The organism is Bacillus solitudinis, assembly GCF_002797395.1.
In the GTDB taxonomy this organism is placed as follows: Bacteria; Bacillota; Bacilli; order Bacillales; family Bacillaceae_D; genus Halalkalibacter_A; species Halalkalibacter_A solitudinis.
This window is the reverse complement of sequence record NZ_KZ454943.1, coordinates 4251697-4268202: the sequence shown is the minus strand read 5'-3', so window position 1 is coordinate 4268202 and position 16506 is coordinate 4251697. Positions and strand designations below refer to the sequence as shown.

The 16506-nt window shown below is 35.3% G+C and carries 20 protein-coding genes and 1 pseudogene; 5 read left to right on the top strand and 16 right to left on the bottom strand.

From position 1 onward, the window contains the following. Nucleotides 1–232 precede the first annotated feature (232 nt). From CEF19_RS20960 to CEF19_RS24395, 7 genes and pseudogenes are all read right to left on the bottom strand, one after another. Entirely contained in the window at nt 233–415 is a 183-nt protein-coding gene (locus CEF19_RS20960; RefSeq protein ID WP_100407847.1) for a hypothetical protein, read from the bottom strand. A 337-nt stretch (nt 416–752) separates the two neighbouring features. Further along, entirely contained in the window at nt 753–971 is a 219-nt protein-coding gene (locus CEF19_RS20955) for a hypothetical protein (RefSeq protein WP_100407846.1), read from the bottom strand. A gap of 300 nt (nt 972–1271) precedes the next feature. Further along, nucleotides 1272–1820 carry a chlorite dismutase family protein gene (locus CEF19_RS20950; protein WP_100407845.1) on the bottom strand — a complete coding sequence of 183 codons (549 nt, stop codon included), beginning with the start codon at nt 1818–1820 and terminating at the stop codon, nt 1272–1274. A 251-nt stretch (nt 1821–2071) separates the two neighbouring features. Continuing rightward, on the bottom strand, nt 2072–2368 hold the full coding sequence (locus tag CEF19_RS20945) for a DUF4306 domain-containing protein (protein WP_100407844.1): 297 nt from the start codon (nt 2366–2368) through the stop codon (nt 2072–2074). Nucleotides 2369–2885: 517 nt separating this feature from the next. Next, on the bottom strand, nt 2886–4172 hold the full coding sequence (locus CEF19_RS20935; RefSeq protein ID WP_100407842.1) for an IS110 family RNA-guided transposase: 1287 nt from the start codon (nt 4170–4172) through the stop codon (nt 2886–2888). An 86-nt stretch (nt 4173–4258) separates the two neighbouring features. Then, nucleotides 4259–4585: a GNAT family N-acetyltransferase gene (locus tag CEF19_RS24400; protein ID WP_406565372.1), complete on the bottom strand. Its 327-nt coding sequence runs from the start codon at nt 4583–4585 to the stop codon at nt 4259–4261. Nucleotides 4586–4590: 5 nt separating this feature from the next. Continuing rightward, nucleotides 4591–5193: pseudogene (locus CEF19_RS24395) on the bottom strand (reverse transcriptase domain-containing protein); the annotation flags it as partial. Nucleotides 5194–6209: 1016 nt separating this feature from the next. Between CEF19_RS24395 and CEF19_RS24050 the strand changes: the two are divergent. The 3 genes from CEF19_RS24050 (at nt 6210) to CEF19_RS20915 (ending at nt 8040) form a co-directional block, all read left to right on the top strand. Beyond that, nucleotides 6210–6341 (top strand): hypothetical protein, encoded by a 132-nt coding sequence (locus CEF19_RS24050; protein WP_264755144.1) that lies wholly within the window; start codon nt 6210–6212, stop codon nt 6339–6341. A gap of 91 nt (nt 6342–6432) precedes the next feature. Next, on the top strand, nt 6433–7674 hold the full coding sequence (locus tag CEF19_RS20920; RefSeq protein ID WP_100407841.1) for a trypsin-like serine peptidase: 1242 nt from the start codon (nt 6433–6435) through the stop codon (nt 7672–7674). A gap of 153 nt (nt 7675–7827) precedes the next feature. Then, a complete protein-coding gene (locus CEF19_RS20915) occupies nt 7828–8040 on the top strand; it encodes a tyrosine-type recombinase/integrase (RefSeq protein WP_227522120.1) in 213 nt (70 codons plus the stop codon). 152 nt (nt 8041–8192) lie between these two features. Here CEF19_RS20915 and CEF19_RS20910 read toward each other — a convergent pair whose 3' ends face one another. Continuing rightward, nucleotides 8193–9065, bottom strand: coding sequence for an SDR family oxidoreductase (locus CEF19_RS20910; protein WP_100407840.1), 873 nt, complete (start codon nt 9063–9065; stop codon nt 8193–8195). Between the two features lie 208 nt (nt 9066–9273). On the opposite strand from CEF19_RS20910, the gene CEF19_RS20905 reads away from it, so the two are divergent. Then, nucleotides 9274–9717 (top strand): Rrf2 family transcriptional regulator, encoded by a 444-nt coding sequence (locus tag CEF19_RS20905; RefSeq protein ID WP_100407839.1) that lies wholly within the window; start codon nt 9274–9276, stop codon nt 9715–9717. A 203-nt stretch (nt 9718–9920) separates the two neighbouring features. Here CEF19_RS20905 and CEF19_RS20900 read toward each other — a convergent pair whose 3' ends face one another. The 4 genes from CEF19_RS20900 to CEF19_RS20885 form a co-directional block, all read right to left on the bottom strand. Beyond that, nucleotides 9921–10352: a VOC family protein gene (locus CEF19_RS20900; protein WP_100407838.1), complete on the bottom strand. Its 432-nt coding sequence runs from the start codon at nt 10350–10352 to the stop codon at nt 9921–9923. A gap of 13 nt (nt 10353–10365) precedes the next feature. After that, complete coding sequence (locus CEF19_RS20895) at nt 10366–10716, bottom strand: VOC family protein (RefSeq protein ID WP_157801041.1); 351 nt, start codon at nt 10714–10716, stop codon at nt 10366–10368. Nucleotides 10717–10735: 19 nt separating this feature from the next. After that, nucleotides 10736–11200 carry a helix-hairpin-helix domain-containing protein gene (locus CEF19_RS20890; protein ID WP_227522046.1) on the bottom strand — a complete coding sequence of 155 codons (465 nt, stop codon included), beginning with the start codon at nt 11198–11200 and terminating at the stop codon, nt 10736–10738. 131 nt (nt 11201–11331) lie between these two features. After that, a complete protein-coding gene (locus CEF19_RS20885) occupies nt 11332–11550 on the bottom strand; it encodes a hypothetical protein (RefSeq protein ID WP_100407836.1) in 219 nt (72 codons plus the stop codon). A gap of 328 nt (nt 11551–11878) precedes the next feature. Here CEF19_RS20885 and CEF19_RS20880 point away from each other — a divergent pair, with 328 nt between their 5' ends. After that, complete coding sequence (locus CEF19_RS20880; protein ID WP_100407835.1) at nt 11879–13102, top strand: IS110 family RNA-guided transposase; 1224 nt, start codon at nt 11879–11881, stop codon at nt 13100–13102. A gap of 315 nt (nt 13103–13417) precedes the next feature. On the opposite strand, the gene CEF19_RS20875 is transcribed toward CEF19_RS20880, so the two are convergent. The 4 genes from CEF19_RS20875 to CEF19_RS20860 form a co-directional block, all read right to left on the bottom strand. After that, a complete protein-coding gene (locus CEF19_RS20875) occupies nt 13418–13927 on the bottom strand; it encodes a GNAT family N-acetyltransferase (protein ID WP_100407834.1) in 510 nt (169 codons plus the stop codon). 288 nt (nt 13928–14215) lie between these two features. Further along, nucleotides 14216–14695, bottom strand: coding sequence for an immunoglobulin-like domain-containing protein (locus tag CEF19_RS20870; protein ID WP_100407833.1), 480 nt, complete (start codon nt 14693–14695; stop codon nt 14216–14218). A 210-nt stretch (nt 14696–14905) separates the two neighbouring features. Then, nucleotides 14906–15454: a GNAT family N-acetyltransferase gene (locus tag CEF19_RS20865; protein ID WP_100407832.1), complete on the bottom strand. Its 549-nt coding sequence runs from the start codon at nt 15452–15454 to the stop codon at nt 14906–14908. 206 nt (nt 15455–15660) lie between these two features. Further along, complete coding sequence (locus CEF19_RS20860) at nt 15661–16245, bottom strand: hypothetical protein (protein ID WP_227522045.1); 585 nt, start codon at nt 16243–16245, stop codon at nt 15661–15663. Nucleotides 16246–16506: the final 261 nt, after the last annotated feature.

Here is a 16506-nt window from a genome sequence, read left to right as displayed (position 1 = left end):
ATAACTCTACTTCTCCAATTCCTTTTCTATGTTGTTCTTTTACTTCTTGTAGAAACTCGATTATTTTATCTAATTCTTTTATATCAGATTGAATAGAAACCTCTTGTAATTCCATTAAATTCTCACTATCTTTTTGATAACCAAATACTTTCAAACCATTCTCCTACTTTCCATACTTTTTTCAAGTATCAACTTGTTCTTCACCTCTTGCCACCCGTTTGTTGAAGAAGCATTACTCTTTCTTATCTTGAAATGCTTTGATTTCATCTAATTTATTATCAATTTTGTTTAATTTCTCATTGGTATTATTAAAATAATGAGCAATTCTTGATATTCCGTAAATCACTAATACGAATAGAATAAGACTAAAAATCGCACTTAAAGCATCCATAACTTCACAAATCCCTTCTTCCATTTAATATTTCATCAAATATCGATTACTTCTTATACTCTTCTGCACCGATAGATGAGTAACACCTAATACTTTATTTTATCTTAGCATTAATTTCCTTTTATTTAGGAGAAAAAAGAAAAAACGTTCCTGCTTTTATTACAGAAACGCACCCGTTAGCCATCCATGCAGCGCAAAAACGGCGCTGCACCACAGAGAATGAAAATGGTTGAAAACCGTCAATACTGATTCTAAGGCTGGGAGAGGAAGTAGGATTTTCCTTATTGAAGTAACCTGCTTCTTTACTTTAATAAAAAAGGCGATTACCTTGTTAAGCAATCGCCACCCTTTAGTTAAAAAATTATTTTTTCTTATTTTCCTTTATCCATAACACGACTATCCAAGAAATCACTAGAGAAATTGCAAGCAAAAAGATATTACGATTGTCATTAAGACCTCTTTCCCAAAACCCACTATATCCGAAAAGACTCGCTGTACCTATTACAATAAATAAAATGACAAAACCAATAATCACTTTAAAAAACCAATCTTTAAAAAAGTCCAGAATACGCATCCTCATTTTTAGGTTACTCCTTGTAAGATATTAAACCTATGTACCATTATTGCATATTGTTGTTTATAAAATTATATGTACATTCTTCAAATAACCTGTTTAATAAGAAAGCGACTGCTTTTTTCCAAGCAATCTGGCCCTAGAATGGAAAATAAGCGCTTATCCTTGTTCAAGGAAAGCGCCAGATTGTTGAAGGTCGTATTTATTCTTATTGAAGATAAGCTACCCTTTACTTAAAAAACAATTAATCTTAAATCATTTTAAATTATACTTTTAAAAACGATTATTGGTTTATCTTATGGAAAATTAGTCTAAAGCCAATCTAATATCAACTTCTCGCTCTACATACTTCCACTCAAGTGTAGTACGAAGACTTGATACTAACTCTTCGAAATCCCTAGAATAATCTGGAGAATACTCAAACCAAGTGATAAAATCAAATGGTTCACCAAGGTCACGCGAGTGGTGTAATCTTCGTGCAATGGCAGGCAAGTATCGTAGTCCTTTTTTAATATGTTGAGACTGTTCCTCCAAAATCTCACGTCTTTCGTCCTGTGCAAGCTCCCACCATTCAACTGATTTCTTTATTGGTATCAATGCAGCACAAGTAGCTTCTTTTCTACCAAGTGGCGGTGAATGCTTATTTAAATGTTCTTTCTCTTGACTTGTGGTATAACGCAAGTTGCTTGTTACACCCCGTAGTATCCAATTTGTGTTGAAAGAAGGATTTTCTATAGAACCATCAACTATTTGGAGTTTCTCAACTGGTTCCAAGGGTTTTCCAACTACATTTTCAATTCGGACAACTTTCCAAGGTCCTTGAACTCCACCAACAAATGAAACTATTTTTGACATTTTCTACTCCATTCCCTCAATAAATGAGAACCTAATAATACAGATTCATACTACTATAATCTGGAAAACATATCTATTCTGTTGTAAGTAAGTCTACCAATTATTTTAAGTAACCAGTTGTCAGTATCCATACTTAGGAATCGTAATTCTTTGTAAAGAGTATCTAAATATTGATTCTTGTACTAAATGCCTCGTTAGCACAAGAAGGAGCTTCCGAAACGACAACCCCAGTTATTCCGTTCAAGCACCCGTTAGAATAACTTCCTTTTTCGTATTTTAGTGATTAAAACAAAAACTAAGAAACCAATTATATAAAGTCCAGTCAATAACCAGATATAAGTAATTGGGTTTGTCTTAAAAGCAATTAAAATCACATCAATTGGATAAATTTCGCTACAATATTGAACATCTTGAGGTGTAAAGATGAATTTTGGTTTACATTCTGATTGTGGTAAATAAGCTATTTTACTTGTTATAAAAATCGAATAAACATATGATACCAAGAAAATAGGTATGCATATTAACCACATTATCCACCATTTTTTCACACAAATCCCCCCATTTTTTTTACCTTTTTATATCTCTCATATCATTTAGTTAATTTTACCAGATATTAAATGTTCCTTGTTAAACAATCCTCCCTCTATATAGAAAGGTAAATCTCTCGATTTTTCGTTTTTTCTCACTATTTCATAGTCATCCATTTTTAATAGACACCGAAAACATGGAATAAAGTTGTGTTTCAGGTATATTTTGGAGTTGAGAAGCAAAAAAGACTGTAGGTACCCAAACCACTCTACCCAAAAAATGGATATTTGACCAAAGTATGGTCGCGCTGGTGGATGTCTACATTTCTCATGGAGGTCAACCCTCCCATATCTCACAGAGTCTATGCTCCAAAATTCCTTCGTCCAACCTTTCCATGAGGTAGATGTCAGTTATGCTGCCCGACAGGATCTATGTCCGTATTTTAGTTGTTTTACTGACTAATCCGTGCTTCAAATGTCTATTAATTAATGAGATTAACTACTATAAAACCATGTTCTATACGTTCAATCGAGATTACTAAGCTACCTTTGGCAGTACAGCCATATGAGGAATATCCTTTAGCATTCTTTCTTCACTAAACTCAAATTGCTTCTTACCAATTGCAAATAACACTCGTATCAATTTATTACATAAAGCTATCAGTGACTGCATCTTTTTCAATGGATTGTCAGGACGTTTTGTATAGTATTCATGTAAGGCTTTAAAAGCAGAATTCTTAGCTACAAGGGGCATGACAACTCTAAACAAGAGGGCTCTTAAGTTTTTCCTGCCTCTCTTTGTAATTCTTGTTTGCCCCTTATGTTTGCCTGACGTGTGTTCCCTCAAACTTAATCCCGCAAGTTTTATAATTTGACGAGGATGTGAGTAGTAACTTAGATCTCCAATTTCCGCAAAGAACCCAGCTATCGTATCTTTTCCTATACCAGTAATCGCCAGCATCTGGTGTACTCCTGGTATTTGTTCTAATAGCTCGTCCCTTTTAACCTCTAGTTGTTCAAACTTTTTTGTAATGAGTTCATACTTATCTAACAACGTGCTTAACTCTAATTTGGCCAAATCTGAACCCTCACGGATTCCAATGGAAACACTGGCCGCCTCCTTTAATTCTTTTATTCTACCTATACCCACTGCACGTTTCGCTACTTTTCTAATATGAGCTAATAACTCTTGATCAGGGAGTTGAACTAACTCATGTGGTAGAAGATTCAGTTTTAATATTTGCAGAGCTGACAGCCCTTCCCAATCCTTAAAAACTGTTAAGATTTCAGGGAAATATCGGTCAATCCAATTGTGGATTTGCCCTTGTACTGCTTGTAGATCAACGGATAATTGATCGCGTATTTTTCTAGCTATTCTGAGATTGGCATATATCCCTTCTGGAATATTAGGTTCAGCGTATCTTCCGTCTTTCACTAATTGAGCAATGACCTTAGCATCTTTCACATCATTCTTAGTTGGGGAATTATCATCTAATTCCTTTGTCTTCTTGACATGCGCTGGATTGACAACCACAAGCTTGAGATTAGTTTTTTTAAGATAATAAGCTAAATTAAGCCAATAGTGTCCCGTAGGCTCAACACCGATGATTACTTTATTCATGTTTTGTTGAGCCTGAATCTCTTTAATCCATTCAACAAATATATCAAAACTATCTCTCGCATTTTCAAAGTATAGAGGTTTACCAAACTCCAAACCTCTGAAGTCTTGCGCACGAGCTACGTGCTTGAATTTCGCAATATCAACACCTATAATTAGTGTTTGAGAAGTAATTTGAGCAATCTTATTATTTTGGTTATAATTCATTTTGAAAGCCTCCTGGAGTATATGATTTGTCCTTTTTGCCGGCAAGCTTAGGACACTCATATCATACCAAGAGGTTATTTTTATGTTCAAATGCCATTTTTAATCATTACAGGAATGCTGCCCTTTACTTCAATAAAAAAAGGGTAATCCCTGCTTCTTGTAGGATTGCCCCCAATAGTTGAAAGTTCTTTCTTCATGGAAACAACTTTAATATTTATACCATTTGGTTTATGTACAACCTCTTCATCATAAACATCATAACCTATAGAACTATATAGCTGTATGTTCTTAGGTACTCTCATACGGACTTTACATAGTATTGTAGTTACATCGATTTTATTTGCATAGTCCTCTAAGGATTTTAATATCTTTTTTGCAATGCCTTTTCCTTGTTTGTCAGGTATAACTGACAAACGATAGAAATACAGGACAAGACCTGTCGGTCATGTATTCCAATGTTCCAAAGTTGTTTCATCAGGAGGTTGTGGTTGATATTGTCAAAAAAACCTTTAATATCTATGTCTACTACATAATGAAGCGAAGCTTGATTAATAAGGAATTGCACCCTTGCCATAGTATGGTGAGTAGACCTTAACGGTCTAAATCCATAACTGTGCTTGTAGAACCTTGCTTCCAAAATTGGTTCAAGCACTTGTCTGAAGCATTGTTGAATAAGTCTATCTATAATACATGGGATTCCTAGAGGTCTCCACTTGCCATTTTCTTTCTCAATCAATTTCCGTCTTACTTTTTTGGGGCGATAGTTCTTTAACTTGTTTTGAATTTCGTTGACGATTTGACTTTCTGATAGTTTCTTCAAATCAACAATCGTTTTCTTGTCTGTTCCCGCAGTCTTTGAACCTTTATTCGATTTTATAGTTCGATACGCTAACAGAATATTTTTCCTAGAGGTAATGATGTCGTATAAATGAGAGAATGATTCCTTTTTAGACGATTTATCATAGAGTTCGGAAAATGTATCTGTCATATCATAGTAATCCCAATACCTTAGCGTTTGCACTGTGGCATCATCCTCTCTGAGGTGATGTTCCCACATTCTTACCCGACAGGTGCAATTCACTTCAGGAAAATAATCGTTCATATTACTAGACTTGGGGCTGTTCCTCCACATCCATTACAGATGATTCTTCGGTCGTACCCCTACCTTCGCAAGAATAAATGCATTTCGCTTTCTGCCTATAGCAACCATCTAGGATAACAGTCCATGTTTCGATGTTTCTTGCTTCCCAAGTACCTTACAAAGTAGCTATACGTTCTAGAATTAGGTGCTTCCTGTGAGCCTGTGAGCTGGATACCGCCATCGTTCGGTATGGTGTATTTCATAGGGAGCATTTTTACTCTACACTACTCACCCCTTCGCAAGAAGGGACATAGGTTTCCTCTATGTCCTAACTTTAGACCCTTACCTTCGGAAGTTCGTCAGTCCTTTTTCAGTGAAGAACTATTCTCACCGTAACTAGTTTTTCAGCCATGCGGTCTATCCGTTGGCATACCTTTTCTTTTTGGAATGGCTTTAGCCTTCGTTCAACCGAATCTACCTGTGCTTCGAACCCTATAACCTGTTAGTTATAACGCACGCAGGAGTATTGATGGGATAGTTTTAGGAAACGTGGTTCCGTCATTCCTATCCTCCCTTGTAAAGTTAGAATCCATCTAGTGAATTCCCTGTATTTCACGCCTAAGCGCTTATTACAGAACTTGTCGCGCGCACCCGTTAGTTGAACAAGAAAAAATGGCTGCCGATAAAACAACCATATCTTGAACCAACATATAGTGAGTAAAACTACTTCAGCTAGGTAGTATATGTTTAGGATGGTGTGCTTTCATCATTAGCATATTCCCCATTAATAAACAAGGCAGTGAATAGATGAATTAGAGTAACGAACGCAATAACTTTGGTGGAAATGTAGAAGAAAGTGGCAACAATCAAGCTGGTAGTAATGCTAATCAAGGTGCGAGTGACTTTGTTGAAGCAGCAGCAGCAGGAACTTTTAATGGAGCTGTTGCGGGTGTGCTATGATAGGTGCTCAATTTGGACTAATTGGTACCGTAATAGGCGGTGTTTCAGGCGGTGCTATTGGTAACCAGATTGTAGAGGGGGCTAAGTCGATGACAAAACAGCTTCCAAAAATCAGAACCCCAATATAACTAATTAATACATAATTTTTCATATCAGAGTAAATACTAATAATGCTCGTGATTTTGTAAACATAATTATTATTTAGGAGGTACTTTGCTTATGATTAAGAAAAATTTTTTTAAAAAACTTCACCCTGAAGAATGGAAAGGAACAATAGACAAAACAAGAATAGTCCGTTCTGAAAGAATAATTTTGGGTACAAATGAGAAAATCATTGGTGCTAATAATTTAATGAATATAGCATGGCTATCTCGTGGAGTTGAGATTTCTAAGACCGTAGGCCGGGTTAGTACTCTTTCGGGACGTGGAACAGGTTTCCTTATAGCTCCCCACTTATTAATAACAAATAACCATGTAATTCAGTCTGTGGAAGAGGCATCTACAGCATATGTAGAATTTGATTTTGAGCGAGATTGGTTAGGTAATATCAGCGTACCTCGTAGATATTACTTAGACAGCAAAATTTTCCTGACTAATGCTGAACTTGATTATACTATTGTTGGTGTAACAGGAAATCCTAGTGAAAAATTTGGATATTTTGATATTTTGAAATATAGAAGAACTCCGATAAAAGGTGAGTATGTTACGATTATTCAACACCCTGCTGGAAGAAGTAAAGAAATTGCACTCCATGAAAATGAAGTACGATATGTATTTAATGATAAAGTACAGTATACAACAGATACTGAAAATGGTTCATCCGGAGCAATAGTCTTAGATAAAGATTGGAATATTGTTGCTTTACATCATAAAGGAGGAGACTTACCGGATGGTGATGGTACTATCCATTTTATTAATCAAGGAATTTCAATTCAACATATTATAAAGGATGCAAGAGAGTTTTTAGGCTTACCAGATGAGTTATTTGATTACATCATGGGACCAATTAAAGCAAAGCTTGAACATATAGTATATGGAGTAACGACTTTAGAAGAATTAAAAGGGATGATAAATACAGTTGCAATCTCTTTTCCACTTCTCCCTAATATACTTAATGATTCAGATGAAATAGATCCATTTACTGCTGCTGGGTTAGGTGTGGCTACAGGTGCTGTCATTCGCCTAATTGGAAAAGAAAGAGAATCTATTCTTCCTGAACTTCCATTCATTTTACCGAATGAAGAACTAGTTTCTATGATAAAACCGTTCAAAGTCCCAGATATTTCACCTTATGAAATGTATACCAAATTATCCGAGGAACTTTTGATGAAAAAGGCTACTCTTATCCAAGCAATTATGAATACAAGTGTTAAAGAAGATCTTGGAATTATTTCAGTACCTGCTGGTGCATTCTTAGTTGGGGTAGTAGTTGGCTCTAGGGCGGTTGACGGAAAGCTTTAAACAGATTATGTGAATAAGGGGTTCCGCTACATTCCCATCAAGCTAAGATTTTATAATACCCCCAGAACGAGATTTTGTGCTAATGTGTAACAAAAAAGCTCGTTTTTTTGTTTTGTTGGGGTATTTCTGAATCCTTAGCTTGATAGTGATGGGATAAGAGCCGTAATCAACAAAGTAATCCATCCACATCAACTAAGACATAGCTATGCCACTCATTTATTAAATAATGGGGCACCTTTAGATGTTATTCAAAGTTTACTCGGTCACGAAAAAAGTGAAACAACGAAAATTTATGCTCAATTAAGTGGAAGCCTTAGACAAGAATTTTATAGAAAATATTTTAACGTAACAAAGCAACGCCTCTAAGCGTTGCTTGTTAAATTCTCGCACCCTTTAGTTTAAATATATTTTTTCACAATCTGATAATTATTTTTCATGTTTAACCTCCTCGTTTTTAGGATTACAACTGCATAATTCTGCAAAAAAACCAACTTTAAGTCGGTTTTTTTAAGTTTATTTTATTTTGTTTGTGAAATTGTATTAACAAGTTGGGTCAGTGCTTCGTTGATCGGCGTAACTGAGCGACCAAGAACTTTCTCAAAATCATTGCTTTCAACATCTAGTGAACCGTTCCGTATGCTTTCTTGAATTCCTACTACAATCGGAATCACAAAATCAGGTAAACCTAAGCCTTTCATGATCTCTGCATATTTTTCGTCACTAACTTGTTGTACAGGTACTTCTTTACCCAATACATTACCCAGAGCAGATGCCAATTCTTCTTGAGTTAAAAGAGGACCAGAAAGTTCATACACTGTATTTTCGTGACCGTTTCCAACAAGAACCGCTGCCGCTGCATCTGCGTAATCTTGTTGCAGTGCCCAGCCTACTTTACCTTCTCCAGCAGAGGTTACCCATGGAGCTCCTTTCATAGCACCTTGAATGCTTCCGATTTCGTTTTCCAAATACCAATTATTACGCAAGAAAGAATATGGGATACCCGTCTTAATGATGGCTGCTTCTGTCGCAACATGAGGAGGAGCCATTAAATTTTTGCTTTCTGTTGCGTTTGCTAAACTTGTGTAAGCAATAAATTTTACCCCTGCACACTCAGCTTTTTGGACAGCATTAGTATGTTGATGAATTCTTGTTTCATTGTCACCATCGGCAGAAATAATTAATAAGCGATTAATCCCTGTAAAAGCATTATCTAATGTTTCTGGACGGTCAAAATCTCCTTGACGAACTTCCACTCCACGAGCCCGAAGCCCTTCTGCTTTCTCTGGGTTTCGAACACTCACTGCTAGCTCACTTGCAGGTATAGATTTCAATAATGATTCTACAACCTTTGAACCTAATTTCCCTGTTGCTCCTGTAACTAATATTTTCATTTTGTATTCCTCCCATTCGGCTTTTCCTGTAACAATACTCAATACATGTAATATTTTTAATTACATGTAATCAACTTGTCAACATGTAAAAATGCTATTTATTATTTTGTTCATATTTTGGTATAATAAACTTGTAATCAAATTAATTACATGATGATCAAATTAATTTATTTTCTCGTAAAAAAGTAAGGAAGGAAGATGACTGAAGATGTCCATCAGTAGCAGATTTTCCGTTGGAATTCATATATTAACTCTAATCGAAATAAATAAAGATGGAGTAAGTTCATCTGAATATTTAGCTGGAAGTGTTAACACGAACCCAGCCGTGATCAGAAAAATTATGGGGATGCTAAAAAAAGCAGGATTAATAAAAGTACAACCTGGTATTGCAGGAGCAGAACTCGCAAAGGATTTATCAGATATTACATTGCTTGATGTTTATAAAGCCGTTAATGTTGTCAAGGACAACGAACTGTTTAGCATTCACGAAAATCCAAATCCTGATTGTACCGTCGGAAGGAATATTCAAAATACCATTGAACCACTCTTTTTCAGTGCTCAAACTGCATTGGAGAAGGTTCTCGAAAATGTAACCATTGAAGATGTAGTAAAGGATGTTATTGAAAAAGAGAAACTAAATGTTAAACGTTAAATGTAAGGAATTAGTAAAAGACATTCTTCTTTTCAGGAATGTCTTTTTTGTATTACCAAACCTTTAATAAACTAAGTCTTATTGAGTTAACCTGCACCGTTAATACAATAGGCAATAGGAAATGCCGCAGCGACAACTCCTTATTTCATTCTTGCACCCGTTAGTTGAAGTAACGTTGCACACAATTCATTAAACTAACATTCCTACTTAATTATTAGCATTTCATTATTATCAAACTCCCAAATATCAGCATAAGCTACCTCCCAATGATAACCATCGGGGTCTGAAAAATAGCCACTGTAACCACCCCAAAAAACACGTTCAGGAGATTTGACTATTTTCCCTCCTGCCTTTTCAGCTTGCTTCATTACTTCATCTACTTCTTTAACTGAATTAGCATTAAAAGCAAAGGTAATACCCGAAAATCCTTTGCTAATAAGTTGTTTTTTTTCATTTATATCTTTTGATAATTCATCTAATGGATATAGAGCCAATTTGGTTCCTTTATTGTTAAAGAAGACAATACCTGGACTTTCCTCTTTAACAGAAGTTTCAAATCCTAAACCATCTCTATAAAAGATTAATGATTCATGAATGTCTTTTACACCCAATGTTATTATGTTAATCCTGTTCATTCTATACACACTCCTAATTATCTTGTACAAAGCCTAATTCATTTCCATCAATATCACGAATAGTAAATTTCCTTGTCCCATAAGGGGTAGAAAATAGCTCTTCTACTACATCCACTTTGTCTCTTAATTGATTCCATAATTCTTCTACATCGCTTACATTAAAGTTAAATCTACCGTGAGAAGGGTAATCTTCACCCTCCATTATTGCAAAAATTGCACCGTCAGTATGTTCAAAATGCAGATAATTTGGTTTATCTGAAGGGTAAATTGCTGAAACCTTGAAACCTAAAATGTTTGTGTACCATTCTCTCGCAAGTATTAAATCTTTTACATTAGCTCTTACATGCAGAAGTTTCGTTTGCATACTCTTCACACTCCTATATTTAATCAAACCATGCTTTCTTAGGTCTTGAAAGTGGATAGCCATGTTCTTTACGATACTTTTTTCTTTCTTCAGTGAAGTCAAACCATTGTTTATCATCTTTTGAAGTATTAGCGAAATAAATCACACAACGTATCTGATCCTCCACACACCCATCAGTCCAAACTCCAAGATTTTCTTCTAATTTATCGAGTAGATAAGCTCCGTCTTTATCCTTTATTTCATTAAATGAATAAAGTTGAAGTTTATAAACTAATTTTTCAGCTAACTTGACTCCAATTGATGGTGCACTTTGAAAAATTGCTAAGCCCCTTAATACTTTTGCTCTTTCAATTGTTACATCTAAAACCTCTGATAAATATTTTAATTCTAAACTACTTATCATATTAATTTTAATCTTGAATTTTCTTAGGGATTCTTTTTCACTTTTAGTTAATGGTAACTTTGGATTATAGTTTGAACTCAATAATACATCGCCCTCCTATTAAACAATATCTATTTAAAGTATAAACGAATATAAGTTCGTAGGTAAACTATTGACTGAATATTCCTTCTTACATTAACCTGCACCGTTAGCACAAGAAGACAATAGTTTACTTAAAGTTTTTTTATTTTTATAATTTCATCTTCTACTATTTGATAATCTTCGTTTTCTTCATCAGTGAGGATGTAAAAGAATACCCGACCGTTGTAGTCAAAATCCATATTCTCAAGGATTGTACCGATAAAGGTTCTATCCTCAACTTCAATATAATACCTTTCGTTTTCTTTGATTTCTATGATAGTATCTTGAACCCGTATTTTAATTTTACTCACTTAAAAATCACCACCCACACTTAAAAAATAATACCGTAATTTCGGAAAAATCATTCAACTAAATCCACCCGGTAGCCATCCATGCAGCGCAAAATCGGCGCTGCACCACAGAGAATGAAAATGGTTAAAAACCGTCAATACTGATTCTACGGCTGGGAGAGGAAGGTCGATACACTATGGTGCTAGAAGAGCCCATCCGTTAGTCTGACTCCTTCGACCACGGTGCACCACTGACTGTTGCTCCCTTGCGGAAAGCACTCATGGTAGATTAATCCTATTCTGGTTGTTGCACCAGCCTCCATATTAAGTCGTAGAAAGGAAGATTACAATGGATGTAATCATTGAACGAGCATGTGGTATGGATGTTCATAAAGACTCTATTACTGCATGTATTATCACACCAAAAGGAAAGGAGATTCAATCATTTTCAACGAAAACAGTGTTTTTGTTGAAACTACTAGACTGGATTAAAGAACACGGATGTACACACGTTGCCATGGAAAGTACGAGTGTGTATTGGAAGCCCATTGTGAATTTACTTGAGAGTGAAGACATTGTGTTTTTAGTGGTCAATGCCCAACACATTAAAGCTGTACCAGGTCGTAAATCCGATGTAAATGATGCCGAATGGATTGCGAAACTGCTTCGCCATGGATTGTTAAAAGCTAGTTTTATTCCTGATCGAAACCAACGAGAATTACGGGAACTCGTTCGTTATCGTCGGAGCATCATTGAGGAGCGTGCGAGACAACATAATCGGATCCAAAAAGTGTTAGAAGGAGCGAATATTAAACTGGGTTCTGTTGTGTCAGATATTATGGGAGTTTCCTCTAAAAATATGCTTCGTGCCATAGCCGAAGGTGAAGAAGATCCTGAAAAACTAGCAAATTTAGCTCAACGTACATTAAAACGAAAAAAGGATGATCTTGAACTCGCTCTTCGAGGTTATATAAGTCCACATCAACGACTAATGTTAAAAACGATAATAAAGCATATTGATTTTTTAAGTGAGGAAATTGAGATGCTTGATCAAGAGGTAGCGAAAAGAGTCAGCTCCTATCAAGAGGATATCGATCGATTAGATTCTATTCCTGGGATCGCTACTCGAATGGCTGAACAAATCTTATCTGAGGTTGGAACCGATGTGAGTAAGCAGTTTCCAAGCGCAGCTCACATGTGTTCATGGGCAGGTCTCGTACCTGGACAGAACGAAAGTGCTGGCAAAAGGAAGTCTTCTAAAACCAAAAAAGGGAACAAGTATCTGAGGTCGGCATTAACAGAAGCAGCTCATTCAGTAAGAGGATCCAAAAACTACCTTGGCGCACTGTATAGACGTACAGCATCACGAAAAGGCAGGAAACGAGCAGGAATTGTCGTCGCTCACGCCATGTTACGTATCTCTTATTATCTCTTAACCCGTAAAGAAATGTATGTAGACTTAGGCGAAGATTACTTCGATAAGCAAAGAGAGCAATCAATTGTTCGACATTCCCTGCGCAGACTTGAAAGTTTAGGTTACACCGTATCATTGTCAGAATCAGAAGCCTCTTGATCCAGTCCATTGAGCTTCAATAATACCAAAGGAACAGGCGCTCTCCTCTTTTAAAAAATAAATGAGCTGCGTCTTTTTAAGTATTGCCTTTTTTCCTAAGTTACAGAAGTTTATTTTCATGGTAGTGGAATAAGCCTATTATTCACAACGACTAAATACTCTTTCAAATTCACCATCTATTATTAGTTGTTTAATCACTCTTTCAATATCTTCCCGCCTAATCCTCTTCACTAAAATCATATCGCTTGACCAAAAATATCCCCCATTTAAACACTCACCTGTTTGTTCATTTTTCTCAGGAGAGCGTAAGGATGCTTATACTATACGAGAATAGTAAGCTACATCGGTAACTCTGCCGTATAAATGCGATTCAGGCAACACCGCTACCAAAGTAAATCCGAGTTTTTCAATTAACTTTTTTGACTTCATATTTTTATTATCTATAGTAGCAAATAGGCGTTTAAGGTTTAATGTGCTTTTACAATGCTCAATGACCACGGAAACCGCTTCATACGCAAAACCGCATCCCCAATGCTCCCTCATGAAGCGATAACCAATTTCGCCAAGATAACCTTCTGCTATTTCTGGAATCATTACATCACCGATGAATTCATCAGTATCTTTTAATGCGACAGTCCATTTTGTTTCATTACGGTTCCTAACCATTTCTAACATTGAGTGTTCATCACGAGGGGGATTACTTCCAAGAAATTCTCTTACTTCATCATTGTTAAACATTTTAAGCATATTGGGAATGTCTTTTTCCGCTCTCGGACGTAAAATCAATCGTTCTGTTTGAATTTTCGGTGCTTCTTTTTTTGCCATGATTTATTCCAGCCTTTCGTACATTATATAAATAATCTATCAATGTGAACGGTATTGAACTTCATCGTTTGTTATCTCCTTATGAAATTTATAATATAATTCGATACCGATTATTTGGATTCCTTCTTCAAGTAACCTGCTCCGTTAGCTGAACAACGCCATATTTATTTTAACATTAATTTCCTTTTACTGTTTTCAAAAAAAAGCATTCCCGTTTTATTGCAGAAATGCACCCTTTACTTTAAGTACATCCTTTCACAATCTTCGTTATTTACTAACTTTGTTTGGTTAATCAATTGTAAACTCCGCTGTCAAATGGTATTTATCATAGTCCCCTGCTTTTCTAAAATCAAGTATATCTTTTAATATACGGTATTCACCAGTATCCAGACTTCCATAGAGCCAATCCCAATCAGCTGTCCATTCCTTAACATCTGAAGAAGCCAAGTCATAGCCAATACTACTAAATCCGTAGTTACCATCTAAGGCAACAGGTACTTGATACCATCTTCCCTTGATTTTCTTTTCCAACCAAAAATCTTCACCATAGACGCATTGCTTGTTGGAGTTATTCTCAAATATTACAGTCAATCCAGTAGAGGAGACCGTTCCTTCCTTTACAATCATCGTTACTCCATCAAGGTTGTTTACAGTTTCATATTTTGTGGGTTTCCAGTCGGTTGTTTCAACGGATTGGTCCGAATTGCACCCTGATAAAAGTGTCAAACTTATTGCCAAACAAAATAGCGAACATAAATATCTCTTCAAGTAATCACCCCTTTAAGTTGAACATTTATTATCTAATTAAAGTTTACAGTAAATGCCTATTTCTATTGTAACTTTTTATTGAACAAACCTGCTCCGTTAGCTGAACAACGCCATATTTATTTTAACATTAATTTCCTTTTACTGTTTTCAAAAAAAAGCATTCCCGTTTTATTGCAGAAATGCCACCCGTTTGTTGAAGAAGAAAAATATTTATTGTTTACCAAGCCATTCCTCTTTTAAAAGTCCATATATGATTCTATCAAGATATTCACCATTTAAAAATTCGTAATTTCTTATTGTTCCTTCTTTAGTAAAACCCAAACGTTCTGGAATAACCTTACTTTTGAAATTTTGGGTTGCTACATTTATTTCTACTTTGTTTAGGTTTAACTCCCTAAATGCATGTCCAATTAATAAATCACAAGCCTTTGTTGCTAAACCAAGTCCTTCAAACTCTTTACCTAACCAATATCCAATCTCTGTCTTGTTATTGCCCCAATCTAAATACAAATAACCTATGGAACCTGCAATCTTCTCTTTATGCCATATTCCAGCCCAAAAACCGTTGTTATTGGCAAATCTATTTAAGGATTTTTCAATAAAAGTCTTTGTGTCTTGAACTTCATTTGTGAACTCAGGGAAAGCGAGCCACTTACCTATACTATCGCGGCTTCCGTCAATTAAACTAAACAATTCATCTGCGTGTCTTGGTTCTAAAATAGATATGTAAGTATTAGTATCAATAACTGCTTTAAACATCTTACCCCCTCCTAATCTTATACATATATTACCACTTATTTTTTATCGCTTGTTCAACTATTCTGCTTCGTTTGTTCAATAAGCAAAAGGCATCCCTTATTAAAGGAATGCTCCCGTTTGCGGAATATTGAAAATACGAAAGAAATGCAAAAATAACTTCTCAGTAATTTACTAAAGTACTCCGTTAGTGAAAAAAGTCTATTTTTTTAATTACTATTTTTGACCTTAAATTCAACCAGAGCTTTTATTTTATAATCTTTCTTTTGTTCCATTCCCTCGATAACTCTAACATCAAAGTCTGCAATGCCATTTACAACATAATGTCCCTCTGGAAATTCCTGATTCATAATTTGCTTCATAAACTCTATATATTCTTTTTTGTCCTGTGCAGCGTCGTATCCGCCACTACCCCTATATTCTTCACGGAGTGGTTCTCCTTTAATTAGTTTCGTACTTAATAATGGTTCTTCCATAAAGTATCCAATTTCATAATTTCTCGTAGTCTCAACCATCGAAAAAGAGAATGGCGAAGCTGAATGAAAAATTTCAATTTCTTCTTTATCGCCTGTATATTCTAATTCAGCATAAATTTTTATAGGTTCATTCTTACCGTATTCTGCTTTTTCCGTCACAAGTCGATATACAAAATCTTCTTCGATGACCTCAGCTTTCGTTTCTAAGCTTTGGATGTCAGACGGTTCATTATCAACCTTCTCGTTATTATTTTGTTGGCAACCAAATAAACCAATTGATAAAAATAGAAAGGACAAAATCAAACTAATTTTTTTCAATATCATCACTCCTTTTAATAATTAGACGGTATGATATTGCTATTTGTTACAAAAAACTACAATGTAATTTCTTTTACTAAATGCTTCTTTACTTCAAAAAGAAAAAAGAGCAATTCCTGCTTATTCAAGGATTGCACCCCGTTAGTTAGATTTCAATTTTCTTTTATAGTAGAAAACAAAACTAATAATTATTGCAATGATAACAGTTCCACCTATAATATAAACCCCATCCCAGTCATTAGACTTCCCAGTTAATACCCA

Excerpts from the sequence above, each read along its gene's own strand:
- CEF19_RS20960 (WP_100407847.1), bottom strand. The coding sequence starts at position 415 with ATGGAAGAAGGGATTTGTGAAGTTATGGATGCTTTAAGTGCGATTTTT.
- CEF19_RS20955 (WP_100407846.1), bottom strand. The coding sequence starts at position 971 with ATGAGGATGCGTATTCTGGACTTTTTTAAAGATTGGTTTTTTAAAGTG.
- CEF19_RS20950 (WP_100407845.1), bottom strand. The coding sequence starts at position 1,820 with ATGTCAAAAATAGTTTCATTTGTTGGTGGAGTTCAAGGACCTTGGAAA.
- CEF19_RS20935 (WP_100407842.1), bottom strand. The coding sequence starts at position 4,172 with ATGAATTATAACCAAAATAATAAGATTGCTCAAATTACTTCTCAAACA.
- CEF19_RS24050 (WP_264755144.1), top strand. The coding sequence starts at position 6,210 with ATGATAGGTGCTCAATTTGGACTAATTGGTACCGTAATAGGCGGTGTT.
- CEF19_RS20920 (WP_100407841.1), top strand. The coding sequence starts at position 6,433 with ATGATTAAGAAAAATTTTTTTAAAAAACTTCACCCTGAAGAATGGAAA.
- CEF19_RS20910 (WP_100407840.1), bottom strand. The coding sequence starts at position 9,065 with ATGAAAATATTAGTTACAGGAGCAACAGGGAAATTAGGTTCAAAGGTT.
- CEF19_RS20905 (WP_100407839.1), top strand. The coding sequence starts at position 9,274 with ATGTCCATCAGTAGCAGATTTTCCGTTGGAATTCATATATTAACTCTA.
- CEF19_RS20900 (WP_100407838.1), bottom strand. The coding sequence starts at position 10,352 with ATGAACAGGATTAACATAATAACATTGGGTGTAAAAGACATTCATGAA.
- CEF19_RS20895 (WP_157801041.1), bottom strand. The coding sequence starts at position 10,716 with ATGCAAACGAAACTTCTGCATGTAAGAGCTAATGTAAAAGATTTAATA.
- CEF19_RS20880 (WP_100407835.1), top strand. The coding sequence starts at position 11,879 with ATGGATGTAATCATTGAACGAGCATGTGGTATGGATGTTCATAAAGAC.
- CEF19_RS20875 (WP_100407834.1), bottom strand. The coding sequence starts at position 13,927 with ATGGCAAAAAAAGAAGCACCGAAAATTCAAACAGAACGATTGATTTTA.
- CEF19_RS20865 (WP_100407832.1), bottom strand. The coding sequence starts at position 15,454 with ATGTTTAAAGCAGTTATTGATACTAATACTTACATATCTATTTTAGAA.